At 69.9% G+C, this 16,980-nt stretch carries 19 protein-coding genes and 1 pseudogene; 15 read left to right on the top strand and 5 right to left on the bottom strand.

All coding sequences use genetic code 11. The annotated features are described in order from the left end of the window. Positions 1 to 3: 3 nt before the first annotated feature. From RMO85_RS02160 to rplQ, 9 genes and pseudogenes are all read left to right on the top strand, one after another. The gene (locus RMO85_RS02160; RefSeq protein WP_310526191.1) at positions 4 to 1,173 is read left to right on the top strand and encodes a DUF58 domain-containing protein; all 1,170 of its coding nucleotides are present in this window, start codon (positions 4 to 6) and stop codon (positions 1,171 to 1,173) included. After that, on the top strand, positions 1,170 to 3,650 hold the full coding sequence (locus RMO85_RS02155) for a transglutaminase-like domain-containing protein (RefSeq protein ID WP_310526190.1): 2,481 nt from the start codon (positions 1,170 to 1,172) through the stop codon (positions 3,648 to 3,650). The genes RMO85_RS02160 and RMO85_RS02155 overlap by 4 nt, the downstream gene beginning before the upstream one ends. Positions 3,651 to 3,898: 248 nt before the next feature. After that, a complete protein-coding gene (gene infA, locus RMO85_RS02150) occupies positions 3,899 to 4,120 on the top strand; it encodes a translation initiation factor IF-1 (protein ID WP_056927040.1) in 222 nt (73 codons plus the stop codon). 29 nt (positions 4,121 to 4,149) lie between these two features. Then, complete coding sequence (rpmJ, locus tag RMO85_RS02145) at positions 4,150 to 4,263, top strand: 50S ribosomal protein L36 (RefSeq protein ID WP_310526187.1); 114 nt, start codon at positions 4,150 to 4,152, stop codon at positions 4,261 to 4,263. Positions 4,264 to 4,437: 174 nt separating this feature from the next. Continuing rightward, positions 4,438 to 4,812, top strand: a complete 375-nt coding sequence (rpsM, locus tag RMO85_RS02140) for a 30S ribosomal protein S13 (RefSeq protein WP_036490072.1) — start codon at positions 4,438 to 4,440, stop codon at positions 4,810 to 4,812. A 70-nt stretch (positions 4,813 to 4,882) separates the two neighbouring features. Beyond that, a complete protein-coding gene (rpsK, locus tag RMO85_RS02135; RefSeq protein WP_010831742.1) occupies positions 4,883 to 5,278 on the top strand; it encodes a 30S ribosomal protein S11 in 396 nt (131 codons plus the stop codon). 26 nt (positions 5,279 to 5,304) lie between these two features. Further along, entirely contained in the window at positions 5,305 to 5,913 is a 609-nt protein-coding gene (gene rpsD, locus RMO85_RS02130) for a 30S ribosomal protein S4 (RefSeq protein ID WP_310526185.1), read from the top strand. 104 nt (positions 5,914 to 6,017) lie between these two features. Further along, a complete protein-coding gene (locus RMO85_RS02125) occupies positions 6,018 to 7,034 on the top strand; it encodes a DNA-directed RNA polymerase subunit alpha (protein WP_310526184.1) in 1,017 nt (338 codons plus the stop codon). A gap of 72 nt (positions 7,035 to 7,106) precedes the next feature. After that, positions 7,107 to 7,569, top strand: a pseudogene (rplQ, locus tag RMO85_RS02120) (50S ribosomal protein L17); the annotation flags it as partial. 255 nt (positions 7,570 to 7,824) lie between these two features. Here the strand turns inward: rplQ and RMO85_RS02115 are convergent. Then, entirely contained in the window at positions 7,825 to 8,004 is a 180-nt protein-coding gene (locus tag RMO85_RS02115; protein WP_397202861.1) for a hypothetical protein, read from the bottom strand. A 54-nt stretch (positions 8,005 to 8,058) separates the two neighbouring features. On the opposite strand from RMO85_RS02115, the gene RMO85_RS02110 reads away from it, so the two are divergent. After that, complete coding sequence (locus RMO85_RS02110) at positions 8,059 to 8,976, top strand: PfkB family carbohydrate kinase (RefSeq protein WP_310526182.1); 918 nt, start codon at positions 8,059 to 8,061, stop codon at positions 8,974 to 8,976. A gap of 15 nt (positions 8,977 to 8,991) precedes the next feature. Here the strand turns inward: RMO85_RS02110 and RMO85_RS02105 are convergent, their stop codons facing one another. The 4 genes from RMO85_RS02105 to RMO85_RS02090 form a co-directional block, all read right to left on the bottom strand. Then, positions 8,992 to 9,558 (bottom strand): maleylpyruvate isomerase family mycothiol-dependent enzyme, encoded by a 567-nt coding sequence (locus RMO85_RS02105; protein WP_310526181.1) that lies wholly within the window; start codon positions 9,556 to 9,558, stop codon positions 8,992 to 8,994. Next, a complete protein-coding gene (locus RMO85_RS02100) occupies positions 9,545 to 10,063 on the bottom strand; it encodes an SRPBCC domain-containing protein (protein WP_310526180.1) in 519 nt (172 codons plus the stop codon). The genes RMO85_RS02105 and RMO85_RS02100 overlap by 14 nt, the downstream gene beginning before the upstream one ends. Beyond that, on the bottom strand, positions 10,060 to 10,425 hold the full coding sequence (locus RMO85_RS02095) for a metalloregulator ArsR/SmtB family transcription factor (protein ID WP_310526179.1): 366 nt from the start codon (positions 10,423 to 10,425) through the stop codon (positions 10,060 to 10,062). Before RMO85_RS02095 ends, RMO85_RS02100 begins: the two co-directional genes overlap by 4 nt. An 82-nt stretch (positions 10,426 to 10,507) precedes the next feature. Next, positions 10,508 to 12,163, bottom strand: coding sequence for an FAD-dependent oxidoreductase (locus tag RMO85_RS02090; RefSeq protein WP_310526178.1), 1,656 nt, complete (start codon positions 12,161 to 12,163; stop codon positions 10,508 to 10,510). Positions 12,164 to 12,229: 66 nt separating this feature from the next. On the opposite strand from RMO85_RS02090, the gene truA reads away from it, so the two are divergent. The 5 genes from truA to RMO85_RS02065 form a co-directional block, all read left to right on the top strand. Continuing rightward, positions 12,230 to 13,060 (top strand): tRNA pseudouridine(38-40) synthase TruA, encoded by an 831-nt coding sequence (gene truA, locus RMO85_RS02085; RefSeq protein ID WP_310526177.1) that lies wholly within the window; start codon positions 12,230 to 12,232, stop codon positions 13,058 to 13,060. Between the two features lie 23 nt (positions 13,061 to 13,083). After that, positions 13,084 to 13,683, top strand: coding sequence for a methyltransferase (locus RMO85_RS02080; RefSeq protein ID WP_310526176.1), 600 nt, complete (start codon positions 13,084 to 13,086; stop codon positions 13,681 to 13,683). Between the two features lie 32 nt (positions 13,684 to 13,715). Continuing rightward, a complete protein-coding gene (mgrA, locus tag RMO85_RS02075) occupies positions 13,716 to 14,741 on the top strand; it encodes an L-glyceraldehyde 3-phosphate reductase (RefSeq protein ID WP_310526174.1) in 1,026 nt (341 codons plus the stop codon). Positions 14,742 to 14,755: 14 nt separating this feature from the next. Then, complete coding sequence (locus RMO85_RS02070) at positions 14,756 to 16,309, top strand: SigE family RNA polymerase sigma factor (protein WP_310526173.1); 1,554 nt, start codon at positions 14,756 to 14,758, stop codon at positions 16,307 to 16,309. An 82-nt stretch (positions 16,310 to 16,391) separates the two neighbouring features. Then, on the top strand, positions 16,392 to 16,980 hold a 589-nt coding region (locus RMO85_RS02065; protein ID WP_310526172.1), incomplete at its 3' end, for an ATP-binding cassette domain-containing protein.

Below are 16,980 nucleotides of genomic sequence, written 5' to 3'. Positions count from 1 at the left end.
CGGGTGAAGCAGCTGCTGACGATCGTCCGCCCGGTGGGGTGGCTGATCCTCGGCCTCGGAGTGGGCGCGGCGTATGTCGCAGTCGTGGCGAACTGGCGTGAGCTCGCCGTGATCGCCGCTGCCTGCCTGCTGCTGCTCGCCCTCGCCGCTCCGTTCCTCGTCGGCCGCACGAATGTCGCGGTCGACCTGCGGCTCGAGCCCGAGCGAGTGGCGGCGGGGGAGTCCGTCGCGGCCGGCGTGATCGTCACGAACATCGCGAACCGACGGCTGATCCCCACGACCCTCGAGGTGCCGGTCGGCTCATCGGTGCATCGCTATGGCATCGCGTCGCTTCCTGCCGGCGGGCGCCACGAGGAGTCGTTCACCATCCGCACCGAGCATCGCGGGGTGATCGCGGTGGGCCCGGCGACGACCCGCCGGGGCGACCCGATCGGCATCTTCTCCCGCGACATGATCTGGACCCCGGTGCGAGAGGTGCTGGTCCGGCCGCCGATGGTGCCGCTCGACTCCCTCGGCGCCGGCCTGCTGCGCGACCTCGAAGGCGTTTCGACCGATGCCTTGTCGCAGAGCGACCTCGCCTTCCACGCCCTGCGCGAATACGTCCCCGGCGACGACCTGCGCCACATCCACTGGCGGTCGTCGGCCAAGGTGATGGCCTCCGGTGGCGAATCCAGCCTGCTGGTGCGGCAGTACCTCGACACCCGCCGCAGCCATGCCGCGATCGTGGTCGACGACGTCGAGTCCTCGTGGGCCCACCCCGACGACTTCGAGTCGGCCATGTCTGTGGCGGCGTCCATCGCCGTACGCGCCGTGCTGGACGAGTTCGAGGTGTCCTTCGTCTGCGGCGACACCGCGTCGAGCGGCACCACCGGACACCTGGCCCTCGATGCCGTCTGTCGTGCCGACCATGGCCGCACGGGCATCGTCAAGGCCGCGCGGCGGGCGACCCAGGTGGCTCCGGACTGCAGCCTGGTGTTCCTCATCGGTGGCCCCGACACCGAGTTCACCGACCTGTTGCGCGGGGCCGCCGCCTTCCCTCCCGAAGTACGCCGCTACGCGGTCCTCATCGACCCGTCCGGCACCAGCCGCGTCACCGAGACGGGCGGGCTGCGCGTGCTGCACCTCGCCGAGAAGGGCGACCTCGGCGGTCTCCTGCTCTGGAGCGTCAAGTGAGCCATTCGCCTCCCGTCGACACCGTCACCCGTGCCCGTCGTCGCCGTCAGGTGCTGCCGGACGGCGCAACGACGCTCGACCTGCTGTTCGTCCTCCTGCTGAGCGGGTTGGCGCTGAGCGGGCTCGCGACCTCGTTCACCGGGTGGGGCTTCCTGGTGGTGGGTCTGACCGGCGTGGTGCTGGCGATCCTGGTCACCCACACCGCGCGTGCGCTCGGCTGGCCGTTGATCGCACCCATGGTGATCGTGGCAGCGCTGTTCTTCGCGCTGGGCGGTCCGTTGTGCCTGCGTTCGTTGGGCGACACCGCCTTCCTGCCCGGTGGTTCGACGCTGGGCGCGCTCGCGGACCAGGCCATCTTCGGCTGGAAGGACATGCTGACCACGTTGCCGCCGGTGGACGGTGACGGACCACTCCTCGTGCTGCCGTGGTTGCTGGGTCTGCTGGCCGGGCTGATGGGCACCACGCTGAGCGAAGTCAGGCTCCGCCGGGGGTGGGTGAGCGCACTGCTGCCCGTCGCGGGGATGACCGTGGTGCTGATCGCGGTCATCCTCCTCGGCGTACGACACCCCCAGTCCGTCCTCGTACAGGGCTCCGTCTTCGGCGCCGCCGCACTCGGCTGGTTGGCGATCCGCGCCCGGCGGGCCTCGGCGATGGTCCACGGCGGGTCCTCCGGCCGGGGCCGGGCCGTGCTCGGCGCTGCGCTGGTCCTGCTCGCCTCGGCCCTGGCCATGCCGGCGAGCGCACTGGTCACGGGTGGCGACGACGAGGGTCGTGCCGTCGCGCGGACCTGGGTCGAGCCGCCCTTCGACATCGGTCGCTATCCCTCGCCCCTCGCGGGCTTCCGCAAGTACATCGACCTGGGCGCCAACGACGACCCGGCCAACGTCTACACGTCGACCCTGTTCACGATCGACGGCGCTCCGGCCGGCTCGCGGCTCCGCATCGCCGCGATGGACACCTACGACGGCATGGTGTGGGGCGCCTCCAACGACGCGCTGCCCGGGGCCGCCGACGACTCCTTCCAGCGGGTCTCCTCCACCATCGACAACCCCGTCGAGGGCAAGAGGATCACGGCGACGGTGACGATCGGCGAGGGCTACGACGGTGTCTGGCTGCCCACGATCGGCGCCCTGCAGGGTGTGGACTTCCGGTTGGGTGACCCGTCGGCCAAGTCGGAGTCCTTCCGCTACAACTTGGCGACCTCCACGGCCGTCGTGCCGTCGGGGGTCCACCGTGGCGACACCTACTCGTTCACGGCCGTCCAGCCGAACGACGTGCTCACCGAGGAGACGCTGGCCTCGACCGCGCTCAGCGCTGCTCCGCCGGGCACGGGCTTCCTCAAGGAACCCGCCACCGACTGGGCGGAGAAGGCCGCGACGCCGATGGGTCGGGTGCTGGCGATCGCCGAGCACCTCAAGAGGGAGGGCAGGTACTCCGACGGGGTCGTCAAGGCCGAGCAGGTCTACCACCCCGGCCACCACCTCCTGCGTCTCTCCGACGGGTTCATCAACGACCAGCAGATGGTCGGCAATGACGAGCAGTACGCCGCCGTGATGGCCTTGCTCGCAGGCGAGGTCGGCGTCCCGGCGCGCGTGGTCCTGGGTGCCATCGTCCCCGATGACGGGGTCATCACCGGCGAGGACGTGCAGGCCTGGGTCGAGCTACGGGCGGCGGACGGGTCGTGGCGAACCCTGCCGACCGAGCAGTTCATGTCCACCGAGCCTCCGGCCGAGCAGCTGCCCGAGACCAACACGCCCATGAGCGGCACCGTCGTGCCCCCGCCCGCGCCGATCCCGCCGCCGTCGGATGCCGGTGACCAGAGTGACGCCGAGCTGAAGGAGCGCAAGGCCAGCAAGGACGACGAGAACAAGGACACCTCGCTCGCCGAGAGCCTCCCGGCCTGGGTCGTCCTCGTCGCCACGTATGTCGGTGGCCCGCTCCTGCTCCTGGCCGCGATCCTGGTCGCCATCATCGGCATCAAGGTGCTGCGGCGGCGTCGTCGACGCAGTGCCGCCAGCGTGTCCGCCCGCTTCGTCGGGGCCTGGCGCGAGCTCGTCGACCATGCCCGCGACCTCGGGCAGCCGGTCCCCCTCGGCCCCACGGTCACCCGGCGCGAGCAGTCGGGCTCGATCGGCTCGGAGTCGGCGCCGGCGCTGGCGCGCCGGGCCGACAGCTTCGTGTTCGGGCCGCGGATCCCGGAGGCGTCGGCAGCGGAGACGTACTGGGAGTCGGTCGACTCGGAGCGCAAGGTGATGTCGCACTCGGTGGGTCGACGGCGTCGCTGGCTGGCCACGATCAGCGTCGCGTCGCTGCGCCGTGGCACGATGGTGCCGTCGGCGGCGAGTGAGCCGGCCGCTCAACCGGTGCCCGGCACCGCGTTGCGGACCTCACCAGCGCGCGGACACCGGCTCCCGCGCCTGCCCACGTGGCCGCGCCTGCCAGGGCGAGCGCGCGGCGGCAAGCGGCGCTCCTCCTGATTGGGCTTTTCGCCCCGGGACTGGCTAAACTGGCGTGTCGGCCCAACGTGGGTGGCGCTTTGAGGTGCCTCGCGGCTGCCCGATCGCGGACTATTCGCTCGCAGGAGCGGGTCGTTGCGTGCCCGGGATGAGTCACCAACCACTGCACGAGGTCCACCGTCTTGCGACGGAGGTTCCCGGGCCACCCGTTCCACGCCGTGGAGCGGAGCACCAAACGGTAGAAGACCGAACAACAGATTGTGGAGGACATGCCGAAGAAAGAAGGCGTGATCGAACTCGAGGGCTCCGTCGTGGAGGCCCTTCCGAATGCCATGTTCCGGGTCGAGCTGACCAACGGACACAAGGTGCTCGCCCACATCAGCGGCAAGATGCGCCAGCACTACATCCGGATCCTCCCCGAGGACCGCGTGGTGGTGGAGCTGTCTCCCTACGATCTGACCCGAGGTCGGATCGTCTACCGATACAAGTAGCAGCCACTTACGAGCAAGAAAGGCCTGGCATGAAGGTCAAGCCGAGCGTCAAGGCGATGTGCGACAAGTGCAAGGTCATCCGTCGTCACGGCGTCGTCATGGTCATCTGCGAGAACCCGCGTCACAAGCAGCGGCAGGGTTGAGCTGACGCTCAACTGCAGCACCTGACGAACAACTGAGTCACCCACAACGTGATCGCTAGGCCAGGGAACCCCCCGGCTGAAGACACCTCCGGAGCATTGGCCGGAGCCCACCCGAGGCGGGATGGGACGCGACACGACCAGAAACCACTGCGAGAACAGACAAGGAAACGCCACATGGCACGCCTCGTTGGTGTGGACCTCCCGCGCGACAAGCGCATCGAGATCGCACTCACCTACATCTACGGCATCGGCCGTACTCGCTCCCAGCAGCTGCTCGCCGCGACCGGGGTTGACCCGAACGCCCGCGTGCACACGCTCGGTGACGAGGAGCTGGTCAAGCTTCGCGATGAGATCGAAGCCAACTTCAAGATCGAGGGTGACCTCCGTCGCGAGGTCCAGGCGGACATCCGTCGCAAGATCGAGATCGGCAGCTACCAGGGTCGCCGCCACCGCATGGGCCTCCCGGTCCGCGGTCAGCGCACCAAGACCAACGCGCGCACCCGCAAGGGTCCCAAGCGCACTGTTGCCGGCAAGAAGAAGGCCAAGTGACCCAACGCGTCCCGCGTTGATCACAGCCGCTTCCACGAAGCTTCCAGACCTCACACCGTAGGAGAAACGTATGCCTCCCAAGAGCCGCGCCACCAAGGTGCGTCGCAAGGAGAAGAAGAACATTGCTCAGGGCGAAGCCCATATCAAGAGCACGTTCAACAACACCATCGTCACCATCACCGACCCCACCGGCGCCGTGATCTCGTGGGCCTCTGCCGGCACCGTCGGCTTCAAGGGCTCGCGCAAGTCCACGCCGTTCGCCGCGCAGATGGCTGCCGAGGCCGCTGGTCGTCGGGCCATGGACCACGGCATGAAGAAGATCGACGTCTTCGTCAAGGGTCCGGGCTCGGGTCGCGAGACCGCGATCCGTTCGCTGGGTGCCATCGGCCTCGAGGTCGGCACCATCCAGGACGTCACGCCCACCCCCCACAACGGTTGCCGCCCGCCCAAGCGCCGGCGCGTCTGACCCGAGACTGAGAAAGAGAGACTGACATGGCCCGTTACACCGGACCCATGAGCCGTAAGTCGCGCCGTCTCGGTGTCGACCTCGTCGGCGGCGACGCGGCTTTCGAGAAGCGTCCCTACCCCCCCGGCCAGCACGGCCGCGGCCGTATCAAGGAGAGCGAGTACCTCCTCCAGCTGCGCGAGAAGCAGAAGGCCCGTTTCACCTACGGCGTCATGGAGAAGCAGTTCCTGCGCTACTACAAGGAAGCCAACCGTCGCCAGGGCAAGACCGGCGAGAACCTGCTCCAGCTCCTTGAGTGCCGCCTCGACAACGTCGTCTACCGTGCCGGGTTCGCCCGCACCCGTCGCGCTGCTCGCCAGCTCGTCGTGCATGGTCACTTCCTCGTCAACGGCCACAAGGTCGACATCCCCAGCTTCCAGGTTTCCGCTCACGACATCATCGACGTGCGCGAGAAGTCGCTGGAGATGACGCCGTTCATCGTGGCTCGCGAGACCCACACCGAGCGCCACATCCCAGCCTGGATGCAGGCCCTTCCGGGTCGCATGCGCATCCTCGTGCACTCGGTGCCGGTCCGTGCGCAGATCGACACGCAGGTCACCGAACAGCTGATCGTCGAGTACTACTCAAAGAAGTAATCCCCTGTCGGTGACCGCTCGTTCGCGGGCGGCCACCGACGCCTCCTTTTCACGTGAGATCGGGTCCATCAAATGGTGGTTGGATCCGGGAAGGAAAGAATTCAGTGCTTATCGCTCAGCGCCCGACCCTGTCCGAAGAGTCCGTGGACGAGTTCCGTTCGCGCTTCGTCATCGAGCCCCTCGAGCCCGGCTTCGGCTACACCCTCGGCAACTCGCTGCGGCGGACGCTCCTGTCCTCCATTCCGGGTGCCTCGGTCACGAGCATCAAGGTGGACACCGTCCTCCACGAGTTCTCGACCATTGAGGGTGTCACCGAGGACGTCACCGAGATCATCCTCAACCTGAAGGGCCTGGTCGTCTCCTCGGAGCACGACGAGCCCGTCACGATGTACCTCCGCAAGTCCGGTGCCGGTGCCGTCACCGCCGCCGACATCGCGCCGCCCGCCGGCGTCGAGGTGCACAACCCCGAGCTCAAGATCGCCACGCTGTCCGACAAGGGCAAGCTGGAGATGGAGCTGGTCGTGGAGCGTGGCCGCGGCTACGTCTCGGCCGTCCAGAACAAGGGTGCCGACAACGAGATCGGCCGCATGCCGGTCGACTCGATCTACAGCCCCGTGCTGAAGGTGACCTACAAGGTCGAGGCCACCCGTGTCGAGCAGCGCACCGACTTCGACAAGCTCGTCATCGACGTCGAGACCAAGCAGTCGATGCGTCCCCGCGACGCGATCGCCTCTGCCGGCAAGACGCTGGTCGAGCTGTTCGGTCTGGCTCGTGAGCTCAACGTCGAGGCCGAGGGCATCGACATCGGGCCGTCGCCGGTCGACGAGCAGCTCGCCGCCGACCTCGCCCTCCCGGTCGAGGACCTGCAGCTGACCGTCCGTTCCTACAACTGCCTCAAGCGCGAGGGCATCCACACCGTGGGTGAGCTCATCAGCCGCTCGGAGCAGGACCTGCTCGACATCCGCAACTTCGGTGCGAAGTCGATCGACGAGGTCAAGGCCAAGCTGGTCGAGATGGGTCTGTCCCTCAAGGACAGCGCGCCCGGCTTCGACCCGCACGCCGCACTTGCGGCGTACGGCGATGACGACGACGACGCCTTCGTCGAGGACGAGCAGTACTGACCCAAACCGCCGCTCGGACCGAGCGGCGTCTACCCCGGTACCTCGTACGGCCGGAGAGAATCGAGAGAAGTCATGCCCAAGCCCAAGAAGGGCAAGCGCCTCGGCGGTAGCCCGGCGCACCAGCGCCTCATCCTCGCCAACCTGGTGACCGCGCTCTTCGAGCACGGTCGGATCACGACCACCGAGGCGAAGGCGCGCATGCTGCGCCCGTTCGCGGAGAAGTTGATCACCAAGGCCAAGCGAGGCGACCTGCACAACCGGCGCGAGGTCCTCAAGACCATCCGCGACAAGGGCGTCGTGCACGTTCTCTTCACCGAGATCGCGCCGACCTTCGCCGAGCGTCCGGGTGGCTACACCCGGATCACCAAGATCGGTCCCCGCAAGGGCGACAACGCCCCGATGGCGGTCATCGAGCTGGTGACCGAGGCGTACAGCCCCAAGGCTGCCTCGTCGAAGAAGACCGCTGCCGCAACTGCTCCGGTCGAGGAGCCCGCTGTCGAGGAGACCGAGGTCGACGAGACTGCTGACACCGAGATCAAGGGCCTTGCCGACGTGGACGGCTCCGACGAGCTGCCTGCCGGTGCGCACGTCCCGCTCGCGGACGCCGACGAGGCGCCCGAGGGTTTCCCGATCAAGGGCAACAAGGACTCGATGAAGTTCCACGAGCCGGACGGTCAGTGGTTCGCCGCGACCGTGGCCGAGCTGTGGTTCGACACCGCCGAGTCCGCCGAGGCCGCTGGCTTCACCCGCGCTGGCGAGTGAGCTAGCACCGTTCCGCACGTCGGGCCCGTCATCCCTCCGGGGATGGCGGGCCCTTCGTCATTCGCTCGAGGGCGCCGGCCAGGGCGCGCACGGTCGGCAACCGAGTGCCGCTCGGCAGTGCGCCCGAGGCGATCTGACCCGCGATCTGGCTCCGTGCCTGCTCGAACGGTGGCACCTCGGCGTGGTGGTGGATCGGGTCCAGCTGCATGTCTCGACCCTACGGCGAGCCAAGACCGGCCCGGGGGTGGTAGACCCTCCTGTCATGGAACAGGTTGCCCTGGTCGTCGGAGAAGCGCTCGTCGATGTGGTGAGGGGTCGTGACGGCTCCGTGCGCGACCACGCTGGCGGGAGCTCGGCCAACGCCGCGGTGGCGCTGGCCCGGCTGGGCCGCTCGGTGCGGTTCGTGACCGCCTACGCCGACGACGAGCACGGCAGGATGCTGGCCGAGCACCTGAGCGGCAACGGCGTTCGTCTGGGCAGCGACCCGTTGGTGCTCGAGCGCACGGCGACGGCGGTGGCGACGCTGGCGGAGTCGGGCGCGGCGACGTACGAGTTCGACATCGAGTGGCGCCTCGGCCCCGTGCGGCTGCCGGTGGACGTGGATCCGGTGGTCGTGGTCTTCGGCTCGATCGCGGCGGCGCTGGACCCGGGTGCCCTCGATGTCGCCCGGCTGGTGGCCACGCGGCGGCCGTCCGCGTTGACGGTCTTCGACCTCAACGCCCGACCGGCCATCACCGGGACCGGCCCCGAGGTGGTCAGCCGCGCCGGCGACATGGCCGCGTTGGCCGACGTCGTCAAGGCCAGCGACGAGGACCTCGAGCTGCTGTGGCCGGGACGTGATCATCGCGACGTGGCTTCAGGCTTCCTGGCCCGCGGGGCCGGCGCCGTCATCGTCACGCTGGGAGACGCGGGCCTGCGCTGGTTCGCGCCGTCCGGGGAGGGCGAGGTCCCGGCGGTTCGCGCCACCGTGGTCGACACCATCGGTGCGGGTGACACGGTCACGGCGGCGGTCGTCGACGCGCTGTGGGGCCTCGGCGTCGTCGGGGTGGCGGCCCGCGAGGGCCTGCTGGCTCTGCAGAGCGAGGACTGGGCCTCGGTGCTCCAGCACGCGGGTCGGGCCGCCGCGATCACTGTCAGTCGTCCGGGCGGCGACCCTCCGTGGCGCCACGAGCTCGGATGATGGCGACGGTGTCGGTCACTGCGGGGGAGCCCAGCGGGGATCGCGGCCGATGAAGCCCATCAGCCGATCGACCGCGGGGGCGTCCGCGGCGACGGCCACCGGGGCGCCGTACTGACCGGACGTGCGGAGCAGCTCCTCGATCGGCTGCATGCCCGCGAGCAGCACGGCGGCGAAGTCCTCGTCGAGACCGGGCTGCTGGCCGGTCGCGCGGGCCAGGTCCCACGTGTGCATGAAGACGTCCGCGGTGTAGAAGCGGTCCACCGCATCGGCGAGGCGGTGGGTGCCGGCATAGGGGTGGGTGAACGACTCGTCGCCCCGGGTCTCGATGAGGTGTTGTACGGCGCCCGCGTGGTGTCGCCACGCGCCCACCGGGTCGTCGGTGACGGTCGGGCCGGGGTCGAGCGTGATCCCGCCGGCGCCGAGGAACGCGGGGAACCAGTCGACGAGATGAGCCACCACGTCACGAGCCGTCCAGCCGGCCACGGGCGCAGGTGTCCCCCAGTCCCGGGTGGCAGCGACCCGGTCCGCGAAGACGCCCGCGACCTCGCGGTGGCGCTCGGCCGGCGACTCAGCGAGCGTCATCGGCGATCACTGCGTCACTGAGAAGTGTGTCGAGCTTGGCGTAGCCCTCGTGGATGCCGATCTCCATGCCGCTGGAGAGCATGCCGTCGCGAGCCTCGAACGAGTCGCACAGCGAGAAGGCGTGGAGCCGGGTGCGACCCTCGCCGAGGTCCTCGAACGTCACCGTCTCCAGGGCGATCGCCTCGGGCATGCCCTCCCAGGTGAAGGTCTGGACGATCTTGACGTCGCCGATGTGCGGGAAGGTACCGCGGAACGCGAACTCCTCGCCGTCACGCTCTGCGACGTAGCGGTAGGAGCCGAGGGTCCGGCAGTCCCAGTGGTCGATGCGGGTCGTGAGCGAGTCCGGGCCGACCCACTGCCTGAAGAGCTCGGGATCGGTGTGAGCCCTCTTGAGCTGCTCCGGGGTGCCGGCGAAGTCGCGCCAGATGTGCACGGCCGGGACCCTCGGGTCGGCCTCGATCGCGGCCTCGGGGTAGCGGGTGTCGGGGTTCTGCGTGGTGGTCATGATGCGGTTCCTTCCGAGCGGATTGACGTGCTGGGGTGGTCTGCTTCGTCCATCGCCGCCAGCACGGCGTCGAGGCGACGCAATCGCTCCTCGGCCTGTCGGCGGTATCTCTCGATCCACGTCGTCATCAGGTCGAACACCTCTGCTTCCAGGTGCACGGGTCGGCGCTGCGCCTCCCGGCGCCGGCTGACCAGCCCGGCGCCCTCGAGCACCTTGAGGTGCTTGGAGACGGCCTGGAGGCTGACGTCGTACGGCGCAGCCAGCTCGTTGACCGTCGCGTCGGCCTCCGTCAGCCGCGCGAGCATGTCGCGCCGCGTCGGGTCGGCCAGGGCGGCGAAGACCTTGGAGAGCTGGTCCGTCATGGCAGGCACCTTCCTCAACTGAGTGGTTGAATGGAAGGTAGGCCGATCGGGTGCGCATTGTCAACCGTGGGGTTGAATAACCTCACCCGAGCCACGAGTGCACGAGCGAGACGACCGAGGCGCCCTCGCCCGAGGCGGAGGCGACCCGCTTCATCGAGCCTGCGCGGATGTCGCCGGCGGCGAAGATGCCGGGCACCGTCGTGGCCAGGTCGGGCGGTGGCAGCCCGTCGGTCCAGGCCTGCCTGGGCACGTCGCGGCCGGTGCGGATGAACCCCCTGTCGTCCCGCGCGATCGAGGGTGGCAGCCACTCGCAGTGCGGGTCCGCCCCCAGGAGGAGGAAGACGCCGCGAACCTCCAGGCGGTGCACCTGGCCGTGGGTGACGTCCTCGACGTCGACCCACTCGAGACGTTCCTCGCCACCGCCGCCGACGATGCGGGAGCTGCCCAGCACCTCGATGCGCGGGTTGAAGCCGATCTCCTTCACGAGGTAGTGCGACATCGTGGCCGAGAGGTCCGGGCGACGGACCATGATCGTCACCGACCGGGCGAAGCGAGACAGGTGGACCGCGGCCTGGCCGGCGCTGTTGCCACCCCCGACGACGATCACGTCGCCACCCTCCATCTCGCGTGAGGCCGCCATGGCGGCGCCGTAGTGGACGCCGTAGCCGATCCGGGTGTCGATGGACTCGATGCCGATGCGCCGGTAGGTGACGCCGGTCGCGATGACCACTGCCCGGGCCTGCACGTCGCCGCCCTCGGTGCGTACGACGTGGGGGGCCCCGTCGTGACCGGGCTCGAGGCCGAGCACCGGCCACCCGGTGAAGAACCGCGTGCCGAACCGGATCGCCTGGTTGCGTGCCCGCTGGGCGAGGCGCATGCCCGAGATGCCGCGCGGGAAGCCGAGGTAGTTGCGGATCATCGAGCTGGTGCCTGCCTGGCCGCCGATCGCCTCGCTCTCGATCGTCACGGTGGACAGTCCCTCGCTGGCGGCATACACGCTGGCCGCGAGCCCCGCCGGCCCGGCGCCCACGACCACGACGTCCACCACCTGGTCGACCTCGATGTCGTCGGGCCTGCCGTAGAGCGTCACCGCGAGGTCGCGGGTGCTGGTGGGCACGAACGGCACCGTGGAGTTGAACGTCTCCACCACCGGCCAGAGGTCCGACTGGCCCGTGTGTCGTGCGAGCACCTCGCGACCCTCCTCGCTCTCGGGGTGGAAGACACCGCACGGCGCACCGACCCGGTCGAGGTAGTCCCGCAGCTGGAGCGTCAGCACGTCCTGCTCCGGCGTCACGAGGCGCACCGCGTAGACCTCGGGGACGGCCACGGTCGCCGCCCAGTCGTTCAGCAGGTCGATGATCGCGGTGTGGAACTCCTCGTCGCGGACCCCGCGGGGCATCAGGAGGAAGGCGTCGTACTTGCCGGTGGCCTGTCCGTGTCGCAGGTCGGCGGCGTCGGCGCGGAAGTTCTCCCAGTGCGCGACGATCACCCGGCGAGCCGTGGGCACCGACTCCCGGATCTTGCCGATGGCCGGGTAGATCTCCATGTCCGCGAGCCTCGACTCCAGCACGAACAGCGCGACCTGGCCGCCGCTCTCGAGCACGTCGATCGCCTGGTGCTTGGCCTCCATGGCCGTGCGGACGCAGCGGACGTCGTACTCCTGCGTGTAGCGCCAGAACTGCTCTTCGAGGATGTCGAGGTGGTCGTCGGAGACGAGGATGATCGCCGGGTTGCTCACGCGGTCGAGTATGGCGCGGTCGCGGTCGGCCGGTCTGTGTCGAGACGGGCCACCTAGGATCTGCGGGTGCGCATCCGGCTCGACCTGTCCTACGACGGCACAGATTTCAGGGGATGGGCGACTCAACCCGACTTCCGCACGGTCCAGGGTTCGCTCGAGGATGCGATCGCCATGGCGCTGCGGATCCCGTTGGTGCGCGTGGTTTGCGCCGGGCGGACCGACACGGGCGTGCATGCGCGCGGCCAGGTGGTGCACTTCGACGTGGACAGGGCCGACGTTGCTGCTTCGGCCGGCCGCTCGAGGGGGCCCGCGCTGGATGCGTTGGTGCGCCGGCTCAACGGCATCCTGGACGGGGACGTGCGCGTACGCCGCGCGACGGAGGCCGAGCCCGGGTTCGACGCGCGCTTCTCGGCACTGTGGCGTCGCTACGCCTACCGGATCGCGGATCGCCCCGAGCTGATCGATCCCCTCACCCGCCGACACGTGCTCGCCTGGGAGCGGCGGCTGGATGTCGGGCTCATGAATGCCGGCGCCGAGCACCTGATCGGGCTCCAGGACTTCGCGGCCTACTGCAAGCGCCGCGAGGGCGCGACGACGGTGCGCACGCTGCTCGCGTTCGAGTGGACCCGGACTCCGCACGGTCTGATCGAGGGCAGGGTCGTGGCCGACGCCTTCTGCCACACCATGGTGCGGTCGCTGGTCGGCTGCCTCCTGATCGTGGGGGAGGGGCGCCGGCCGCCGCCATGGGCCGCCGAGGTGCTCAGCGGCCGCGTCCGCGACGCCAGCATGACCGTGGTCCACGCTCGTGGCCTGACGCTCGAGGAGGTGGGCTACCCCGACGCCGACGAGCTCGCCGCCCAGGCCGTCCGCACCCGAGCCCGGCGGACGGCCGAGTAGGCGTGGCGCGAGAGGATGACCCGGTGACCGAGGACCACTACTTCTCCGCCGACCCCGCGGCGCCCTTCACCCGTGAGGCCTTCGAGGTCGAGGCCTGGGGCCACTGCTTCGACCTGGTCAGTGGCTCGGGCGTCTTCAGCCGGGGGCACCTCGACCACGCGACCGCGGTGCTGTTCCGCGAGCTCGAGCCTCCGGTGCAGGGCCAGTTCCTCGACCTGGGCTGTGGGTACGGCGCCATCGGACTCGCGATCGCCCGCGCCGTACCCCTCGCGACCGTCACCGCCGTGGACGTCAACGAGCGGGCGCTGCTGCTCGCCAACGAGAACGCCCGCGCGATGGGCCTCGACTCGCGGTTCGTCGCCGCGCTGCCTGCGCAGATCCCGAGCGACATGACCTTCGACGAGATCTGGTCCAACCCGCCGATCCGGATCGGCAAGGCCGCTCTGCACGAGCTGCTGCTCCTGTGGCTGCCACGGCTCCGGCCGGACGGCCGCGCGATCATGGTGGTCGGGAAGTTCCTCGGCGCCGACTCGCTGCAGCGCTGGCTGGGAGAGCAGGGCTGGCCCACGACGCGCCTGGCCAGCGTCAAGGGATTCCGGGTCCTGGAGACGCGCCGAGGCTGACGGCTCGCGTCGCAGGCTGAGAGAGTGGAGCCATGACGTACGACGCCGCACCGGACCGTTACGACCACACCGACTACCGCGCGACCGGGCGCAGCGGGCTCAAGCTCCCGCCTCTGAGCCTGGGGCTCTGGCAGAACTTCGGCATCGACCGCCCCGAGGAGACGCAGCGCGCCATCCTGCGTCGGGCCTTCGACCGCGGGGTGACGCACTTCGACCTGGCCAACAACTACGGGCCGCCGTACGGCCGCGCGGAGGAGAACTTCGGCCGCTACCTCGCCGATGACTTCAAGCCCTACCGCGACGAGTTGATCATCTCGACCAAGGCGGGCTGGGACATGTGGCCGGGCCCGTACGGCCAGGGCGGCGGGTCGCGGAAGTACGTCCTGGCCAGCCTCGACCAGTCGCTGGAGCGACTGGGACTCGACTATGTCGACATCTTCTACAGCCACCGGTTCGACCCCGAGACGCCGGTCGAGGAGACGATGATGGCGCTCGATACGGCCGTGCGGTCCGGTCGGGCGCTCTACGCCGGCATCTCGTCCTACTCCGGGGCGAAGACCCGCGAGGCGGCGACCATCGCCCGCGACCTCGGCACGCCGCTGCTGATCCACCAGCCGTCCTACTCGATGCTCAACCGGTGGATCGAGGAGGACCTGCTCGATGAGCTCGAGGAGCAGGGCATGGGCTGCATCGTCTTCACCGCGCTCGCGCAGGGGCTGCTGACCGATCGCTACCTCGACGGCGTGCCCGACGACTCGCGCGCCGCCCGCAGTGACAGCACCATCGCCGGGCTCGACGACGACGTGCTGCGCCGCGTCCGGGCCCTCAACGAGATCGCGGTGGGGCGCGGCCAGAAGCTCGCCCAGCTCGCGCTGCAGTGGGTCCTGCGCGACAGCCGCGTCACCAGCGCGGTCATCGGCGCGAGCAGCGTCGAGCAGCTCGACACCAACCTCGATGCCCTGGACGGGGCGCGGTTGACCGACGACGAGCTCGCCGAGATCGACAAGCATGCCGTGGAGTCGGGCATCAACCTGTGGGCGAAGCAGACCGAGGAGTGAGGTGACGCAGCCGGGTGGACACGACGCCGGACTTCGACCAGTGGGTGGCCGCGCGAGGGCAGTCCCTCCTGCGCCTGGGCTACCTGCTGACCGGGAGCCGCCAGGACGCTGAGGACATCGTCGCGGACGTGCTGTCGCGCGCGCTGCCCCGCTGGTCGCGTTCCTGCGACGGCGGCGATCCCGGTCCCGACGTGCGTCGGAGGGTCGTCGAGGAGAATCTGTCGAGGTCGCGTCGGTACCGTCGCCGGGCGTCGCCGGCCTCCGCCCGGCCGGACGTCGAGCGCACGCCTGGGATCGCGATCGAGGCGTACGACGTCCTGTGGCGCGCGTGCCGAGCGTTGCCCGCCGACGAGCGCACCCCGATCGTGCTCCGGTTCTACGAGGACCTGGAACCTGCCGAGATCGCGGACCTGACGGGTGTGCGCGAAGGGAGGGTCCGCTCGCGTCTCTCCCGCGCGATGGCCGCGCTCCGGGCCGAGGTCGCAGAGGGGGCACCCCACGACTTCGAGAGCAGGGTGCGCAACACCCTGGCCGAGCGGGCCGAGGACGCGACGCTGCCCTTCGGCTTGGCGATGGCCGCGCGTGCCCGCCTCCGCCGACGCCGGAGGACGACCGCCAAGGCTGTCGCCGCAGCGACGATGGGGGCCGCAGTCGCGGCGGCTGCATTCGGGATCGCCGTCATGGGCGCAGACAGCGCCGGACGACCTCCCGCACCTGACGCTCCACCCTCGCACTTCATCGTCGCGGACCTCGCCCCGGACTTCGTCACGGCCCGCGACACCATGCAGGAGGTCACGTGGCGGGGGATCCGGTTCGTGGTCCCGTCGCACTGGCAGCCCGGGATCACCACCGCCTGGTGTGCCGAGGGCAGAGACCCCGCCGGGGTGGTGCCACGGATCGCCCTGCCGGGCGAGGTCGGGCCAGATCTCGCCTGCACGCCGAGGAAGGGATACGGGGTGACCGTGGGCGCGGCAGCGGACTTCGAACCGGTGCACGACTCCGGCTACGTATGGCAGTACGACTCCGAGGGTGACGATGCGCACGCCGTCCATCCGGACGGCGCCTGGGTCGCCTCCTGGTACGACGACGACTGGGTCGTCACGATCGCCACTCCGGATCCCGGCCTGACCAGCCGGATCGCCCAATCGGTGCGTGGCGAGGAGGTCGACGCCAACGGGTGCGCGGCCAGCTACGACGACGTGGCGGTGCGGACGGTGCCGGGTCCACGCGGGGTCGGGGCGGCGCTGTGTCGCTATTCGAGCCAGGGTGACCTGGAGTCCAGTCAACGGCTCACCTACGTCGAGGTCGACGACGCACTGGCCGCGATCGCGGCTGCCCCGGACCTCCCCGGTGGTGACTCCTGCATCCAGGAGCAGGGGTGGTGGGTCACCCTGACTCCTGCGGGCGAGTCCGCCTACCTCGCTCGCTACGGAACCCAGGGTGCGGGGTCCTGCCAGGACGGCGTCGAGTCGACGGCCCACGAGCAGGAGCGGGGTCCGCGTGGCCACGTCGAGATCACGCCCGCGCTTCGGACGGCCTTCGGCCTCGACGACCTCCCCGCCGGATAGTCCGGCTTCCTGACCCCCTCGGAAAACGCCGTCGCGGTAAATCGCGTGGCCCGCGCGCCCCGCGTCGCGGACAATGGCCCGCGTGGGACATGTGGATGTATCTGGAGTGCGCTACGAGCTGCCCGACGGACGAGTTCTCCTCGACGACGTCAGCTTCCGGGTCGGCGACGGCGCCAAGGTGGCGCTCGTCGGCGCCAACGGGGCGGGCAAGACGACGCTGCTCCGCATCATCACCGGGGACCTGAGGCCGCACGCCGGCGCAGTCACCCGCAGTGGTGGGCTCGGGGTGATGCGCCAGTTCGTCGGACACGGGGGTGGTGACGAGGCGGTGGCAGACCTGCTGCTGAGCGTCGCCCCGCCGGCCGTGCGAGAGGCGGCGGGCGCCGTACACGCCTGCGAGGTCGCGCTGATGGACACCGACGACGAGCCCACGCAGATGGCCTATGCCACGGCCCTCTCGGACTACGCCGACGCCGGCGGCTACGACCTCGAGGTGACGTGGGACGTGTGCACGATCGCGTCGATGGGGTTGCCCTACGAGCGGGCGCGCTACCGCCTGCTGAGCACCCTGTCCGGCGGCGAGCAGAAGCGGCTGGTCCTCGAATACCTGCTCCGCGGCCCGGACGAGGTGCTGCTGCTCGACGAGCCCGACAACTACCTCGACGTCCCCG

The organism is Nocardioides sp. (assembly GCF_031422975.1).
GTDB lineage: Bacteria > Actinomycetota > Actinomycetes > Propionibacteriales > Nocardioidaceae > Nocardioides.
The sequence above is the reverse complement of the archived record's forward strand: the minus strand, read 5'-3'. Positions and strand labels throughout refer to the sequence as shown.

What these genes read in the sequence shown, in the direction of transcription:
- rpsD (WP_310526185.1), top strand. Translation starts at nt 5,305, where the DNA reads ATGGCCCGTTACACCGGACCCATGAGCCGTAAGTCGCGCCGTCTCGGT.
- RMO85_RS02115 (WP_397202861.1), bottom strand. Translation starts at nt 8,004, where the DNA reads ATGCAGCTGGACCCGATCCACCACCACGCCGAGGTGCCACCGTTCGAG.
- RMO85_RS02105 (WP_310526181.1), bottom strand. Translation starts at nt 9,558, where the DNA reads ATGACGCTCGCTGAGTCGCCGGCCGAGCGCCACCGCGAGGTCGCGGGC.
- RMO85_RS02100 (WP_310526180.1), bottom strand. Translation starts at nt 10,063, where the DNA reads ATGACCACCACGCAGAACCCCGACACCCGCTACCCCGAGGCCGCGATC.
- rpsM (WP_036490072.1), top strand. Translation starts at nt 4,438, where the DNA reads ATGGCACGCCTCGTTGGTGTGGACCTCCCGCGCGACAAGCGCATCGAG.
- mgrA (WP_310526174.1), top strand. Translation starts at nt 13,716, where the DNA reads ATGACGTACGACGCCGCACCGGACCGTTACGACCACACCGACTACCGC.
- RMO85_RS02095 (WP_310526179.1), bottom strand. Translation starts at nt 10,425, where the DNA reads ATGACGGACCAGCTCTCCAAGGTCTTCGCCGCCCTGGCCGACCCGACG.
- rpmJ (WP_310526187.1), top strand. Translation starts at nt 4,150, where the DNA reads ATGAAGGTCAAGCCGAGCGTCAAGGCGATGTGCGACAAGTGCAAGGTC.
- rpsK (WP_010831742.1), top strand. Translation starts at nt 4,883, where the DNA reads ATGCCTCCCAAGAGCCGCGCCACCAAGGTGCGTCGCAAGGAGAAGAAG.
- RMO85_RS02110 (WP_310526182.1), top strand. Translation starts at nt 8,059, where the DNA reads ATGGAACAGGTTGCCCTGGTCGTCGGAGAAGCGCTCGTCGATGTGGTG.
- infA (WP_056927040.1), top strand. Translation starts at nt 3,899, where the DNA reads ATGCCGAAGAAAGAAGGCGTGATCGAACTCGAGGGCTCCGTCGTGGAG.